The following is a 13,889-nucleotide window of genomic DNA, read 5'->3' as shown; positions in this document are numbered from 1 at the left end:
CGGTAAAACGCAAAAACCTCCGCTCAGAAAGACGTCAGGCTTGGGCAGGGGCCAGCAATTGGGTGGTGACCAGGGCGGCCAGGGCGTTTTCCTGGGTGCCGAAACGCTTGAGCAGCAGCGCTTGTTTGTCGGCGCTGAGGCGGTTCCAGATCTCGACCATCTGCAAGGCCCGCGTCGAGTACAGCGGTATCCGGGTTGTCGAGGAGGGTATCGGTCATGGCGGGCGTCTCGATGGGTTCAGGCAGTGTGGAAAGCGCTCAAAGCTGCGCTTTCCACACGGTCTGGTACGGCGTCAGTCCTGGCTTTCGCTGTCGACTGGTTTTGCTTCTTTGGCCTCAGGCTGTTTGTCACTGGCCTGCTGCGGTGTTGGCTGCTCTGTAGGGTGCAGGCTTGGGAAGGGGAGATTAGGTATCTCGTGCATCGTCGTCGCTCCTCGCAAGGTCTGTTTTTTCAATCGCAGGTGATTCCGCGCTCTCAAAAAGCCTTGGCAGGATACAGCACTGCAAATGACAAAAAGATTTTAATGTCGGCAGATGGATGAACTTTCATCGTTTAAACGGTCGTTCGGTTAGAACGGCACCTTGCCGAGGATCATGTCGCGGTACATCACAAAATCCCCCAAGAGGCTGTAGAACGGGTGCTGAAACGTCGCCGGACGGTTCTTTTCGAAGAAGAAATGGCCGATCCAGGCAAAGCTGTAACCGGCAATGGGCAAAGCGATCAGCAAGCCCAGCGACCCTCTGCCGATGGCATACGCCAAAATGCCGATGACCAGCGTGGTGCCGATAAAGTGCAGGCGCCGGCAGGTGCTGTTGGCGTGTTCGCTCAGGTAATACGGATAAAACTCAGCAAAGCTATTGAATCGCTTGACGTTTTCCACGGTGACCGGCCCTTTGATTGTTATGCCGCCCAACAGATGTTCGGCGGGGAGCTTATTTGAGTCTAGAGTGATCAGTGGTAACAGCCAGTGACAATAGATGCCACTTTAGTATCCTTGGCTTCCTGGCTGCCGTTTGAGCCTGCTTTATTAAGAAGACGCCATGAGCGAACGAACAACTTCTGCAAGCTGGGCGATGGGGATAGTCAAGGCATTGGAAATGGACGGCCTGGATTGCCGCGCCTTGTTCAAGCAGCTCGGCCTCGACTACGCCGCGCTGAGCGATCCCGATGCGCGGTTTCCGCAGGACTCCATGACCCGCCTGTGGCAGCGCGCGGTGGAGCTGTCGGGTAACCCGGCGATCGGCCTGAACATGGGCAAAGTGGTGCGCCCGGCGTCATTTCATGTGGCCGGTTATGCATTGATGTCCAGTAACACCCTGGCCGAAGGTTTTATGCGGCTGGTGCGCTACCAGCGGATCATCGCTGAAAGTGCCGACCTGAGTTTCCGACTGATCCCCGAAGGTTATGCGCTGATTCTGACGGTACACGGTGACCACCTGCCGCCTACCCGGCAAAGCGCCGAAGCCTCGCTGGCCAGTGCCTTGGCCCTGTGCGGCTGGCTGACCGGCCGCACGCTGCAGCCGCGCAAGGTGGTGCTGCAAGGTGAGCAACCGGCGGACCTGGCCCCGTACAAACAAGCCTTCCATGCGCCGCTGGAGTTCAATGCACCCTACGACGCGCTGATTTTCGAGCGGGCCGACATGGACGCGCCGCTGCCCACGGCCAACGAGGCCATGGCCTTGCTGCATGACCGCTTTGCCGGTGAATACCTGGCGCGCTTCTCGGAAAGCCGCGTGACCCACAAGGCGCGGCAGGTGTTGTGCCGCCTGTTGCCCCAGGGCGAGCCCAAGCGTGAAGTGGTGGCCCAGACGTTGCACTTGTCCCAGCGCACCTTGCAGCGGCGCTTGCAGGAGGAGGGCACCAGCTTTCAGACCCTGCTCGATGACACCCGCCGTGAACTGGCCGAGCAATACCTGGCGCAACCCAGCATGACCCTGCTGGAAATTGCCTACCTGTTGGGCTTTGCCGACCCGAGCAACTTCTTCCGCGCGTTTCGTCGCTGGTTCGATGTCACGCCCGGCGAATACCGGGCGCGGTTGTTGGACGCGTCGAGCGTCAGTGGCGCCAAAACGCCGGAATACACAGAACAAAGACCGTAATGATCTCCAGCCGGCCCGAGCAGCATGCCCAGCGACAGGATCCACTTGGCCGCATCCGGCAGGCTGGCGAAATTGCCCGCCGGGCCAATGGTTTCGCCCAGGCCCGGGCCCACGCCCGAAACGGTACTCGCGGCGCCGGTCAAGGCGGTCATCCAGTCCAGGCCAAGCAGCGACAAGGCCAGGGCGATGGCACAGATGGTGATGGCGAAGAAGAACGAAAAGGTCAGGATCGACCGCACGATCTCTTCGTCGAGACGGTGGCCGTTGTACTTCTGCTTGATCACCGCGCGCGGGTGAATCAGCTGGTTCAAGTTGGCCTTGAGCAGGATATACGCAACCTGGAAGCGGAAGATCTTGATCCCGCCGGCCGTGGAGCCCGAACAGCCGCCGATAAAACCGAGGTAGAAGAACAGCATCAGTGAGAAATTGCCCCACAGGCTGTAGTCCCCGAGTGCAAACCCTGTGGTCGTCACCACCGACGTGACGTTCAGCGCCACATGACGCAGCGCGTCCAGCCAGTGCAGGTTGGTGGTCCACCAGTACCAGGTGCCCAATACCAGCCAGGTCACCAGCAACAAACCGAGCAGGCCCTGGACCTGCTGGTCCTTGATCAACGCCCGGCGGTTACCGCGTAAGGTGGCCACATACAGGGTAAACGGCAAGCTGCCGAGGATCATCACCACCACGGCTACCCAGTGCACCGCCGGTTGTTTCCAGTGCGCCAGGGATTCATCGGAGGTGGAGAACCCGCCGGTGGAAATCGCTGACATCGCATGGTTGATCGCATCGAACAAGCCCATGCCGGCCCACCAGAACGCCAGGCTGCCGAGGATGGTGATGCCCACGTAGGCCGCCACGATCAGTCGCGCCACCATGTGCGAGCGGGGCATGACCTTTTCCGAACGGTCCGAGGATTCGGTCTGGAACAGGCGCATGCCACCAATGCGCAGCAGCGGCAGGATCGCTACCGCCATGCCGATAAAGCCGATACCGCCGAGCCAGTGCAGCAGCGAACGCCACATCAAGATACCCGGCGACATCGCGTCCAGGCCGCTCAACACCGTGGAGCCGGTGGCGGTAATGCCGGACATGCTTTCAAAAAACGAGTCGGTGTAGCTGATGTGCTGGGTCAGCAGGAATGGCAGCGCGGCAAAGATACACACCACCACCCAACTGCTGACGGTCAGCAGGTACATGTCCCGCGGGCGCAGGTGCACATGCTCGGGGCGACCGGGAATCACCAGCGCCAGGCCGGCGATAAAGGTGATCATGCTGGCCCACAGGAAGGAGGGCAGGTCGCTGGTGCGTTCGAAGATCACCAGGGTGGCCATGGGCACGACCATCGCGATCGCGAGGGTGATCAGGAAGATGCCGATGATGAAACCGATGATGCGCAGGGTCGGCAACGCCATGAATTTCGCTCGAGATAGGGCAGAGGCGCCATTCTACCTGGGGTGCAGGGCATGTAAACCGCCCATGAAAAAGGCGACCCGAAGGTCGCCTCATTCAACTGCGCATTGATCAGAACTCGTGATCAGCGTTATCCGGGTTCAGGTCGCTGATACCCAGCTTGCCCGCCGCCGCTTCGATCGAACCGGTCTGCTTGACCAGGGCGGCGATGGCGTCACGGACGATCTGGTTGCCCGCATCGTTACCGGCCGCGATCAGTTGGTCGTAGTGCTCACCCTTGTTGGCGTGGTCAACCATGACCTGGATCTTCGCTTCGGTAGCCGCCAGGTCCGCTTTCAGTGCGGTGTCGGCTGCCGGGTCGGCCTTGGCCACCAGGGACGACAAGCTGGCGCCGGTCATTTTGGTGCCGTCCACGCGGGTGTACTCGCCCAGGTAGACGTTGCGGATGCCCTTGGCGTCGTAGAAGTGCGAGTTGTGAGTGTTGTCGCTGAAGCAGTCCTGCTCGTCTTCCGGCGAGTTGGCTTCCAGGGAAACCTTCATGCGCTCACCGGCCAGTTCGCCCAGGGACAGGCTGCCCATGCCGAACAGCATTTTGCGCAGGCCGTCGGTGGCAGGTTCTGCTTCCAAGGTGGCGCGGTAGTTGTCTTCGACGTTGGGTTTCCAGTTGCCGACCATTTCTTCCAGGTCGCTGACCAGCAGTTGGGTCACAGCGCTCAGGTAGGCGCGGCGACGCTCGTTGTGGCCGCCAGTGGCGCCGTCGCCGGTCAGGTAGTCCGACGCAGGACGGTTGCCGGCGCCTGGGCCGGTGCCGTTCAGGTCTTGGCCCCAGAGCAGGAATTCGATGGCGTGGTAGCCGGTGGCGACGTTGGCCTCGGAACCGCCCAGCTCGTTGAGGCTGGCGAGTTTTTCCGGGGTGATGTCCTTCACGTCGACCTTGTCTTCGCCGACCTGGATTTCGTTGTTGGCGATGATGTTGGCAGTGGCGCCTGGGTTACCCAGGGCGTGTTCGTAGGACTTGTCGACATAGTCGATCAGGCCTTCGTCCAGCGGCCATGCGTTCACCTGGCCTTCCCAGTCGTCGATGATGGTGTTGCCGAAGCGGAACACTTCACTTTGCAGGTAAGGAACGCGGGCGGCGATCCAGGCGGTGCGCGCGGCTTTCAGGGTTTCGTCGTTCGGCTTGGCGAGGAACGCGTCGATAGCGGTTTGCAGGGTTTTCGCGGTGGACTCGGCATCGCTGTAGACCGCGAACACCATGTCTGCGTAATGCGCGACCACGGCCTTGGCAGCGGCTTCGTCGACCTGGCCGGCAGGGGTGGCAGCCGCTGGAGCGGTAGTGCTGGCAGCCGGGGTCGGCGCCTGAGGCGCGGCGGCCTTGTCTTTACCTTCGCCGCAACCGGCGAGAGAAATGGCAATGGCCAGCAGACTGGCGGTGGCCAGGGGCATACGAATCATGGCGAACATCCTGCTTCGGTTGTTGATGGGGCGCGCGGGGGAGCGCAAAAACTGCGACATAATGCGAAAGATTTGCATTTTGTGTAAAGGGTTATACGCGGGAAATATTCAGTATCGTTTTGCTGCATCAGAGAATCGCGGCGTTATTGCGCTCCGACTGCTTTAAAAAAGCCGCCAACTCCCGCGCCGGCAAGGGTTTGCTGTAGTGATAACCCTGACCTTCATGGCAGCCTTCGGAGATGATGTAGGCCTCCTGCTCGGCGGTTTCCACGCCTTCGGCGATCACCTGCATACCGAGGCTTTTGCCCAGTTGGATGATCGCCCGCACGATGGTGGCGTCGTCGTCATCGTCCAGCAGGTCCTGCACGAAGCTCTTATCGATCTTGATCTTGTCCAGCGGCAGGCTTTTCAAGTAGCTGAGGGATGAGTAGCCGGTGCCGAAGTCATCAATCGCAATCAATGCCCCGGAACGGCGCAGGCTCAGCAGGTGCTGGGCGGCGGTGCTGATGTCTTCCATCAGGCCGGTCTCGGTGACTTCCAGTTCCAGGCTGCGCGGCGGCAGGCGGTAGATCTGCATCAGGTTGTTGACCACCCGCGGCAACTCGGTGTGGTGCAATTGCACGGTGGACAGGTTGACCGCCATGCGCAACTCGGTGAAGCCCAGGTCGTGCCATTCGCGCAATTGCCGGCAGGCTTGGTCGAGCACCCATTCGCCAATCGGGATGATGGTGCCGTTCTGCTCGGCCAGCGGGATAAACAGGTCCGGCGGCACCAGGCCATGTTCCGGGTGCTGCCAGCGGATCAGCGCTTCCACGCCGACCACATGGTGATCGCGGTAGCTGATCTGCGGCTGGTACACCAAGTGGAATTGGTCGCGGCTCAGGGCATCGCGCAGGTCTTTTTCCAGCTCGCGGCGACGGCGCATTTCGCTGTCGACGCTGGCGATATAGAACTGGTAACGGTTGCGCGACCGGGTCTTGGCCAGGGTCATGGTTTGCTCGGCTTTTTGCAGCAGCTTCTCGGTGCTGTCGCCGTCTTCCGGGAACAGGGTGATGCCGATGGTGGCGCGTAGGCGGATGCCTTCGTGGTCGAGAGCAAATTCCGCTTCAAGGTCATCGAGGATGCTTTGCGCCAGTTCGGCGGCCTCGTAGGGCTGGTCGATATCGGCTTGTACCAGGGCGAACTGATCACCGCCCAGCCGGGCCAGGGCACCGAGGCGGCCGCTGTGGGCACGCAAACGGTCGGCCAGGGCCAGCAGCAGTTTGTCGCCGGCCTGGTAGGTGAACTGTTCGTTGACGCTCTTGAAGTCATCCAGCCCCACGCACAACACGGCCACGCGGCGTTGGCGGCGACCGGCGTCGATGAGGATCTTGTCCAGTTGCTCCTGCAGTTTCTGGCGGTTCGGCAGGCCCGTCAGGAAGTCGTATTGGGCCATGCGCAGTAGGCTGCTTTCCGCCTCATGGCGCAGGTGGGTGTTGCGTTCGATGGATTCGAGCAACTGGTTGGCGGTGTTGATCCACAGCCCCAATTCGTTGCGCTCGTGGCCCTTGAGTTGCGGGATCTTGTGTTCGCTGGGTCGGTCCGGGTTGATTGAGGTCAGGTGCTCGATGATCCGCGACAGCGGCTTGGTCAACAGCCAGTGGTAGACCAGGTACAGCACCAGGCCCATCGCCAGGGCGCGCAAGACCCCGGAAATAAAGATGATCACTGAACTGACAATAAACCCCTTGCCGTAGGTGGCCGTGTCGAGGGTGATGCTCAGATCACCGTAATACTCGCTGTAGGGGCCTTTGCCGACCAATGCAGTGGTGAACGTGCGTTCCTGGCCGAGTATCAAGTCGGTCAACCAGCGGCTGGATGATTGCTGCAATGCGCGACTTTTCTCGGCGAGCATGGTTTCGTTGGGATGCCCGATGGACGCCATGCGCACCGCGTCATCCTGGAACAGGCCCTCAATCACTTGCATGCCCATCTCGCGGTCCAGGCTGTAGACGGCCTGGGTCGAGGGGTCGCGGAACATGTCGAGGATGCGCTGGGCATCGCCGGCCACGGCCTGGCGCGTCTTGTAGGCATCGAAAACGATCTGCGCCACGCTCAGCGCTACGCCCACGATCAATGCCGACAGCAGCACAACCCGTAGCAACTTCACCGACAAGCTGTTCTTGAGTTCCAGCTTCAAAGGGGCATTCCTTGTCTCATGCGGGTGGCCTTCAATATGCCATGAGTATTGGCAATCCCGTGAGGGCAGTCAAAGGAACATTAGGGCCGCAGGCGTCTTGAGGCTGGATGCACAGAAAAAAACAGAAAAAAACGGCGGATTTGCTCCGCCGTCTGGGTACTCGACTGGCCTGTGGTCAGGCTAAGCCTTTGCATCACTGATAGGCGGAAACCTCGATCTTCGACGGCGCCGGCGGCATCATGTCCTCACCGGGCTTGCTGGGTGCACTGGCACCGCCGCCTTCGCTACCGCCACCTGCGCCACCGGCGAGGCCTTTCATAAGGCCGCTGATGAGTTGCATCGCCATCTGCCCGCCTGCTTTTCCGATTTCTTCCATCATTGATTCTCCAGCAGAGTGTGAAAGGGTTATTCCTCTCACTGCGTGGGTGGCAGATTCCCTTCTGCGGGTTCCACGATTCCGGTCTGGCCAGCGTTGTGGAACGCCCACAAAAAAGCCCGGCAATGCCGGGCTTTTTCTACTGCAAGCGTTGCTTAGGCAGTGAAGGTCTTGCCTTCGAACTGCTCAGCCACGAACTTCCAGTTGACCAGGTTCCAGAACGCTTCCACATACTTTGGACGCACGTTGCGGTAGTCGATGTAGTAGGCGTGTTCCCACACGTCGCAGGTCAGCAGCGGGGTGTCGCCGTTGGTCAGCGGGTTGCCGGCGCCGATGGTGCTGGCCAGGGCCAGGGAACCGTCAGCCTTTTTCACCAGCCAGCCCCAACCGGAACCGAAGGTGCCGACGGAGGTCTTGGTGAACTCTTCCTTGAACTTGTCGAACGAACCGAACGCAGCGTTGATGGCATCAGCCAGTGCGCCGGTCGGTTGGCCACCGGCGTTTGGCGCCAGGCAGTTCCAGTAGAAGGTGTGGTTCCAGACCTGAGCGGCGTTGTTGAAGATGCCGCCCGAAGAGGATTTGACGATCTCTTCCAGGGTCTTGCCTTCGAACTCGGTGCCTGGCACCAGGTTGTTCAGGTTCACGACGTAGGTGTTGTGGTGCTTGTCGTGGTGGAATTCCAAGGTTTCCTTGGAGATGTGCGGCTGCAGGGCATCGTGTGCGTAGGGCAGCGGCGGCAATTCGAAAGCCATGATGATTCTCCTAATCAGGTCAGTTGCGGTGAGCGCAAGGCCGATCACGGGCGGCCAAACAAGCGCCGGGGAGTTTGTACTCTTTGCGGCGCAGGGTCCGGATCATAGCACCGGGGGTGCGGCAAAACCACGCAACAACTGTGTGGGATAGAGGTTCCAGAGCGTTTTGGAATATTCCCTAAGCCGCGATCAATTGATAGGCCACGCTGAACATCATCACCGCCACCAACAGGTCCAGCAGGCGCCAGGTTGCGGGGCGCGCCAGCCAGGGTGCCAGCCACGCCGCGCCGAGTGCCAGAGTGGCGAACCACAGGAACGACGCACTGGCCGCCCCGGCCACGTAGGCGCCGGGTTCGGTTTGCTGTGCGCCGAGTGAGCCGATCAGCAGTACGGTGTCCAGGTACACGTGCGGGTTGAGCAGGGTCACGGCCAGCGCGCTCAGCATCACCGCGCGCAGCGAGCGCACCTTGAGAGTGTCGCCTTGGTCCAGGCTCTGTTTCGAACAGGCCCGGCGCAGTGCGCACGCGCCGTACCAGATCAGGAACGCCGCGCCGCCCCAGCGTGCCACCGCCAACAGCACCGGGCTTTGCGCCAGCACCGTCGCCAGGCCGAACACCCCGGCGGCCACCAGCAGGGCATCACACACCACACACAATGCCGCCACGGGCAAGTGATGTTCACGACGCAGGCTCTGCGCCAGTACAAAGGCGTTCTGGGTGCCGATGGCCATGATCAGGCCCAGCGCCACCAGCAGACCATTCAAATAGCTTTGCCACATAGGATTTACTCCGCGTCTGCAGCCAGTTGCCGCAACACCTGCAGGGCGCGCTCGGCATCGGCACGCCCGACGAACAGGTGGTCGTGGTAATAACCGGCAATCACGTTGCAACTGATGCCGGCCTTGCCCAGCGCACTGGCGAAGGCGGCGGTGAGGCCCACGGCTTCCAGGGCCGAATGCACATTCAAGGTGATCCACGCGGCGACGTAATCAAAAGCCAGGCCAGCCTGTTCCGCTTGTTGGCGTTCGACGATCAGGGTCAGGCCTTCCTGCTCGCGAAAGCTGCCGATCACCTCGCAGCCACCAGGGATGCGGTTGTCGGGCACGGTGCAGAACACATAGTCGCCGTCATTGAGTTGAGGGCTCATGCTGCGCAGCAGGGTTGCCAGGGCGGTTTCGCCAGCCATGGGAGGTTCCTTATTAAAGAGAGAAGCGATGCTGGCTATTCTCATTGTCTAGGATGTATAAGAAAAACAAATATTCCTGATCGCTCATTAGAGAAACTGATGTTCGACTATAAATTACTCTCTGCCCTGGCAGCCGTGGTGGAACAAGCGGGCTTCGAGCGTGCCGCTCAAGTGCTGGGACTGTCGCAATCGGCAATCTCCCAGCGCATCAAGTTGCTGGAGGCGCGCATTGGCCAGCCGGTACTGGTGCGGGCCACGCCGCCGACGCCCACCGATATCGGCCGTCGCCTGCTCAACCATGTGCAACAGGTGCGCTTGCTGGAGCGTGACCTGCAAAGCCAGGTGCCGGCGCTGGATGAAGAGGGCATGCCCGAACGCTTGCGCATCGCGTTGAACGCCGACAGCCTTGCCACGTGGTGGGCCGAGGCTGTCAGCGGGTTTTGCGCCGAGCAGCATCTGCTGCTGGATCTGGTGGTGGAAGACCAGACCGTCGGCCTCAAACGCATGCGCGCTGGCGAAGTGGCGGCCTGTATCTGCGCCAGCGAGCGTCCGGTGGCGGGCGCGCGCAGCCTGTTGCTGGGCGCCATGCGTTATCGGGCGTTGGCCAGCCCGGCGTTCATTGCCCGGCATTTTCCCCAGGGCGTACGCGCCGATCAACTGGCGCGCACCCCAGCACTGGTGTTCGGGCCGGATGATTTCCTGCAGCACCGCTACCTGGCTTCTCTCGGCGTGGACGGTGGTTTTGAGCATCATTTGTGCCCATCGTCTGAAGGCTTTATCCGCCTCACCGAGGCGGGCCTGGGCTGGGGGCTGGTGCCGGAATTGCAGGTTCGCGACCAGCTGGAAAAGGGCATATTGGTCGAGTTATTGCCAGATAAGCCCATCGATGTGCCGTTGTACTGGCATCATTGGCGCAGTGGCGGGCAACTGTTGGGCTTGCTGACCGACCATCTGGCCCAGGCCTGTGGTCAATGGTTGGTGCCGTTGGAGTGATGGCGTGCGTCAAGGCAACAGCGATGAAAAACGTAAGAACATGGGGTAATACATGAAGATTCTGGTCACCGGCGCAAGCGGCTTCATTGGCGGGCGCTTTGCACGTTTCGCCCTGGAGCAGGGCCTGGACGTGCGGGTCAACGGGCGACGTGCCGAAGGTGTGGAGCACCTGGTCAGGCGTGGCGCCGAGTTTATCCAGGGTGATCTGAATGACGCCGACCTGGTGCGACACCTGTGCCGCGATGTCGAAGCCGTGGTGCATTGCGCCGGCGCCGTCGGCTTGTGGGGCAAGTATCAGGACTTTCACCAAGGCAACGTGCTGGTCACCGAAAACGTCGTCGAAGCCTGCCTCAAGCAGCACGTCGGGCGTTTGGTGCACCTGTCATCGCCCTCCATCTACTTTGACGGCCGCGATCACCTGGGCCTGACCGAAGAGCAAGTGCCCAAGCGCTTCAAGCACCCTTATGCGGCCACCAAATACCTGGCCGAGCAGAAGGTGTTCGGAGCCCAGGAGTTCGGCCTTGAAGTGATTGCCTTGCGTCCGCGATTCGTCACGGGTGCCGGTGACATGAGCATCTTCCCGCGCCTATTGAACATGCAGCGCAAGAACCGCCTGGCCATCGTCGGCGACGGCCTGAACAAGGTCGACTTCACCAGCGTGCACAACCTCAACGAAGCGCTGCTCAGCAGTTTGCTCGCGCCAGGCTCTGCGCTGGGCCGGGCCTACAACATCAGCAACGGCACGCCGGTGCCGGTGTGGGATGTGGTGAACTACGTGATGCGTCAAATGCAATTGCCCCAGGTGACGCGTTACCGTTCCTACGGTTTGTCCTACAGCGTGGCGGCGCTCAACGAAGCGTTTTGTGCGATGTGGCCCGGGCGACCGGAGCCGTCGCTGTCGCGCCTGGGCATGCAAGTGATGAACAAAGATTTCACCCTCGACATCAGCCGCGCCAGGCATTATCTGGACTACGAGCCCAAAGTCAGCCTGTGGACCGCCCTCGACGAGTTCTGCAGTTGGTGGAAAGCCCAGGATCCGGGGTTCAAGTAAGCACACAAGCGGCAACACTTAGGGAACCGAATCTGGCGTTCCGGGTCGATCAGTGCGCCGGGAGCGCGGTTTATACTCCCGTCGCACGCCACTTCACCGATTCAGGGTTGATACATGCGCAACGATGCTAAAGACGACTTCGACAACGTTCCCAGCCTGCGGGCCGATGTCGGGGATGACGATGATTTCGAACCGACCCCGGCCACCTCGGTGCGCTCGCGCAACACCAAAGTGGTCAAGGTCAAGAGCGCCAGCACCGGGCCATTATGGGCCTTGATCGGTGCGCTGCTGATCGCCTTTGCGGGCCTGGCCTGGTGGAGCTTCCAGCAGATCTCCCTGATGGGCCAGCAGTTGGTGGCCACCCAGGAAAGCTTCGCGCGCATCAGCGAAGAAGCGGCGGGGCGCCTGCAGGACATTTCCGGCAAGGTGGTGGCCAGCGAGGCCAGCGTCAATAACGGCAGCGAAGCGCTGAAACTGCAGATCAAGCAGCTTGAAAGCCAGTTGCTGGAGCAGGGCAAGCAGCAGGTCGGCGTGGCTGGGCAAGCCACCGAGTTGGATAAGCGCCTGGCGCAGATGACCGCCAGCACCACTGACCTGTCCAATGCCAACAGCAAATTGCAGGGCCAAGTGCAGGCGTTGACCGACGCCGTGGCGACGCTCAAGGCGGCGCAAGTTGACGCCAGCAAGCGCGATAACGAAATCAAGGAGCTCACTGCGGACGTGGCGGCCTTGAAGAAACAAGGCAATCCAAGCGCTGCCATCGCCCGTATCGAGCAGGACCTTGTGGTGCTCAAGAGCGCCCAGGACAACCAGCCGGCCAACAGCGATGCACCGACCAATAAAGAGTTCGACGTGTTCCGTATCCAGACCACGCGCAATATCACCACGTTGCAGAGCCAGGTGCAGAACCTGAACCAGCAGTTGAATGCGCCGGCAAGGGTCACCCCGCTCGGGCAATGAGGCTGCTGTTGGGAATGTCACCACTTGGTGACATTTCCCATCCCCTTCGTTACTTGCCCCCACCGCGCCCTTGTTTAGACTCCGGTCATCCCACAAAAAACAATAAGGGCCACCCATGACCACGCAACCACTGCCTGCCAGCAGTTGGCTGAACGCGCCTGCCCACCACGCCTGGCTCGCGGCCGAGGGACAGCGCCTGCTGGCCTTCGCCAAGGCGTCCCGACTGCCCGACGGCTTTGGCAACCTGGACGACAAAGGCCAATTGCCGGCCGATGCCCACGCCGAAACCATGAACACCGCCCGCATGACTCACAGCTTCGCCATGGCCCACGCCTTGGGCTTGCCGGGGTATGCCGAGCTGGTTGCGCATGGCGTTGCAGCCCTCAGTGGCCCGCTGCGTGACAGTGAGCACGGTGGCTGGTTTGCCACGCCCCACGCCCTCAATGGCAACCGGGGCAAGGCGGCTTACCTGCACGCGTTTGTTGCCCTGGCCGCCAGCTCGGCAGTGGTGGCGGGTGCGCCCGGTGCACAAAACCTTCTGACCGACGCTGTCCATATCATCGACCAGTTTTTCTGGAGCGAGGAGGAGGGCGTGATGCTTGAATCCTTTGCCCAGGACTGGAGCGGTGTCGAAGCCTATCGCGGCGCCAACAGCAACATGCACGCCACCGAAGCCTTCCTCGCGCTGGCCGATGTCACCGGCGATACGCGCTGGCTGGACCGCGCCTTGCGCATTGTCGAGCGGGTTATCCACACCCACGCGGCCGGCAACCAGTTCATGGTGATCGAACATTTCGACACACACTGGCAACCTTTGCTCGGTTACAACGAAGACAACCCAGCCGACGGCTTCCGCCCCTACGGCATCACTCCCGGCCACGGTTTTGAATGGGCGCGGCTGGTGCTGCACCTGGAAGCCGCGCGCCTGCATGCCGGGCTTGCCACGCCCGAATGGCTGGTGACCGATGCCAAGGGCTTGTTCGCCAGCGCCTGCGAATACGCCTGGTCCGTGGATGGTGCCCCCGGCATCGTCTACACCCTCGACTGGAACCAGCGCCCGGTGGTGCGCGAACGCCTGCACTGGACCCACGCCGAAGCCAGCGCCGCAGCCCAGGCCTTGCTCAAACGCACCGGCGAGTTGCACTACGAAACCTGGTACCGGCGTTTCTGGGAGTTTTGCGAGACCCACTTCATCGACCGTATTCGCGGCAGCTGGCACCACGAACTCAGCCCCCACAACCAACCCAGCAGCGTCATCTGGGGTGGCAAGCCCGACCTGTACCATGCCTGGCAAGCGGTATTGCTGCCTGCGCTGCCGCTGGCGCCAAGCATGGCCAGTGCCATCGGGGCTGGGCGCTATGTCACCGGTTGGTGACATTTGTCCATCCCTTTGTTACCTGCGCCTGAAAAATCCATGTTTAAACTCCGT

The 13,889-nt window shown here is 61.2% G+C and carries 12 protein-coding genes and 2 pseudogenes; 5 read left to right on the top strand and 9 right to left on the bottom strand.

Going from position 1 to position 13,889, the window contains the following annotated elements; all coding sequences use genetic code 11:
- Positions 1-34: 34 nt before the first annotated feature.
- Positions 35-218, bottom strand: a pseudogene (locus tag AYR47_RS31175) (hypothetical protein).
- A 350-nt stretch (positions 219-568) separates the two neighbouring features.
- Positions 569-880, bottom strand: a complete 312-nt coding sequence (locus AYR47_RS31170) for a DUF962 domain-containing protein (protein WP_015885568.1) — start codon at positions 878-880, stop codon at positions 569-571.
- Between the two features lie 160 nt (positions 881-1,040).
- Here AYR47_RS31170 and AYR47_RS31165 point away from each other — a divergent pair, with 160 nt between their 5' ends.
- Positions 1,041-2,099 carry an AraC family transcriptional regulator gene (locus AYR47_RS31165; protein WP_033896336.1) on the top strand — a complete coding sequence of 353 codons (1,059 nt, stop codon included), beginning with the start codon at positions 1,041-1,043 and terminating at the stop codon, positions 2,097-2,099.
- On the opposite strand, the pseudogene AYR47_RS31160 reads toward AYR47_RS31165, so the two are convergent.
- The 7 genes and pseudogenes from AYR47_RS31160 to AYR47_RS31130 form a co-directional block, all read right to left on the bottom strand.
- Positions 2,056-3,511, bottom strand: a pseudogene (locus tag AYR47_RS31160) (TrkH family potassium uptake protein). The gene AYR47_RS31165 and the pseudogene AYR47_RS31160 overlap by 44 nt on opposite strands.
- 109 nt (positions 3,512-3,620) lie before the next feature.
- Entirely contained in the window at positions 3,621-4,964 is a 1,344-nt protein-coding gene (locus AYR47_RS31155) for an imelysin family protein (RefSeq protein ID WP_038851605.1), read from the bottom strand.
- Between the two features lie 127 nt (positions 4,965-5,091).
- Complete coding sequence (locus AYR47_RS31150) at positions 5,092-7,143, bottom strand: putative bifunctional diguanylate cyclase/phosphodiesterase (protein ID WP_028617709.1); 2,052 nt, start codon at positions 7,141-7,143, stop codon at positions 5,092-5,094.
- Between the two features lie 193 nt (positions 7,144-7,336).
- Positions 7,337-7,522: a hypothetical protein gene (locus tag AYR47_RS31145; protein ID WP_055725970.1), complete on the bottom strand. Its 186-nt coding sequence runs from the start codon at positions 7,520-7,522 to the stop codon at positions 7,337-7,339.
- A 152-nt stretch (positions 7,523-7,674) separates the two neighbouring features.
- Positions 7,675-8,271 (bottom strand): superoxide dismutase, encoded by a 597-nt coding sequence (locus tag AYR47_RS31140; protein ID WP_033896332.1) that lies wholly within the window; start codon positions 8,269-8,271, stop codon positions 7,675-7,677.
- Between the two features lie 178 nt (positions 8,272-8,449).
- Positions 8,450-9,049 (bottom strand): LysE/ArgO family amino acid transporter, encoded by a 600-nt coding sequence (locus AYR47_RS31135; RefSeq protein WP_061449341.1) that lies wholly within the window; start codon positions 9,047-9,049, stop codon positions 8,450-8,452.
- A 5-nt stretch (positions 9,050-9,054) separates the two neighbouring features.
- Positions 9,055-9,456: an ACT domain-containing protein gene (locus tag AYR47_RS31130; RefSeq protein WP_061449340.1), complete on the bottom strand. Its 402-nt coding sequence runs from the start codon at positions 9,454-9,456 to the stop codon at positions 9,055-9,057.
- 99 nt (positions 9,457-9,555) lie between these two features.
- Between AYR47_RS31130 and AYR47_RS31125 the strand changes: the two genes are divergently transcribed.
- The 4 genes from AYR47_RS31125 (at position 9,556) to AYR47_RS31110 (ending at position 13,835) form a co-directional block, all read left to right on the top strand.
- On the top strand, positions 9,556-10,449 hold the full coding sequence (locus AYR47_RS31125) for a LysR family transcriptional regulator ArgP (protein ID WP_016975403.1): 894 nt from the start codon (positions 9,556-9,558) through the stop codon (positions 10,447-10,449).
- A gap of 52 nt (positions 10,450-10,501) precedes the next feature.
- Positions 10,502-11,500, top strand: coding sequence for an NAD-dependent epimerase/dehydratase family protein (locus AYR47_RS31120; protein ID WP_033896329.1), 999 nt, complete (start codon positions 10,502-10,504; stop codon positions 11,498-11,500).
- 114 nt (positions 11,501-11,614) lie between these two features.
- Entirely contained in the window at positions 11,615-12,460 is an 846-nt protein-coding gene (locus tag AYR47_RS31115; RefSeq protein WP_033896328.1) for a hypothetical protein, read from the top strand.
- Positions 12,461-12,575: 115 nt separating this feature from the next.
- Positions 12,576-13,835 carry a D-mannose isomerase gene (locus AYR47_RS31110; RefSeq protein WP_061449339.1) on the top strand — a complete coding sequence of 420 codons (1,260 nt, stop codon included), beginning with the start codon at positions 12,576-12,578 and terminating at the stop codon, positions 13,833-13,835.
- The last annotated feature ends 54 nt before the right edge of the window (positions 13,836-13,889 follow it).

Source organism: Pseudomonas azotoformans, assembly GCF_001579805.1.
Lineage (GTDB): Bacteria > Pseudomonadota > Gammaproteobacteria > Pseudomonadales > Pseudomonadaceae > Aquipseudomonas > Aquipseudomonas azotoformans_A.
The sequence above is the reverse complement of the archived record's forward strand: the minus strand, read 5'-3'. Positions and strand labels throughout refer to the sequence as shown.

Bases quoted from the DNA above. Each gene is read 5' to 3' on its own strand.
- AYR47_RS31140 (WP_033896332.1), bottom strand. From the start codon at position 8,271: ATGGCTTTCGAATTGCCGCCGCTGCCCTACGCACACGATGCCCTGCAG.
- AYR47_RS31125 (WP_016975403.1), top strand. From the start codon at position 9,556: ATGTTCGACTATAAATTACTCTCTGCCCTGGCAGCCGTGGTGGAACAA.
- AYR47_RS31165 (WP_033896336.1), top strand. From the start codon at position 1,041: ATGAGCGAACGAACAACTTCTGCAAGCTGGGCGATGGGGATAGTCAAG.
- AYR47_RS31115 (WP_033896328.1), top strand. From the start codon at position 11,615: ATGCGCAACGATGCTAAAGACGACTTCGACAACGTTCCCAGCCTGCGG.
- AYR47_RS31145 (WP_055725970.1), bottom strand. From the start codon at position 7,522: ATGATGGAAGAAATCGGAAAAGCAGGCGGGCAGATGGCGATGCAACTC.
- AYR47_RS31155 (WP_038851605.1), bottom strand. From the start codon at position 4,964: ATGATTCGTATGCCCCTGGCCACCGCCAGTCTGCTGGCCATTGCCATT.
- AYR47_RS31120 (WP_033896329.1), top strand. From the start codon at position 10,502: ATGAAGATTCTGGTCACCGGCGCAAGCGGCTTCATTGGCGGGCGCTTT.
- AYR47_RS31110 (WP_061449339.1), top strand. From the start codon at position 12,576: ATGACCACGCAACCACTGCCTGCCAGCAGTTGGCTGAACGCGCCTGCC.
- AYR47_RS31135 (WP_061449341.1), bottom strand. From the start codon at position 9,049: ATGTGGCAAAGCTATTTGAATGGTCTGCTGGTGGCGCTGGGCCTGATC.
- AYR47_RS31130 (WP_061449340.1), bottom strand. From the start codon at position 9,456: ATGGCTGGCGAAACCGCCCTGGCAACCCTGCTGCGCAGCATGAGCCCT.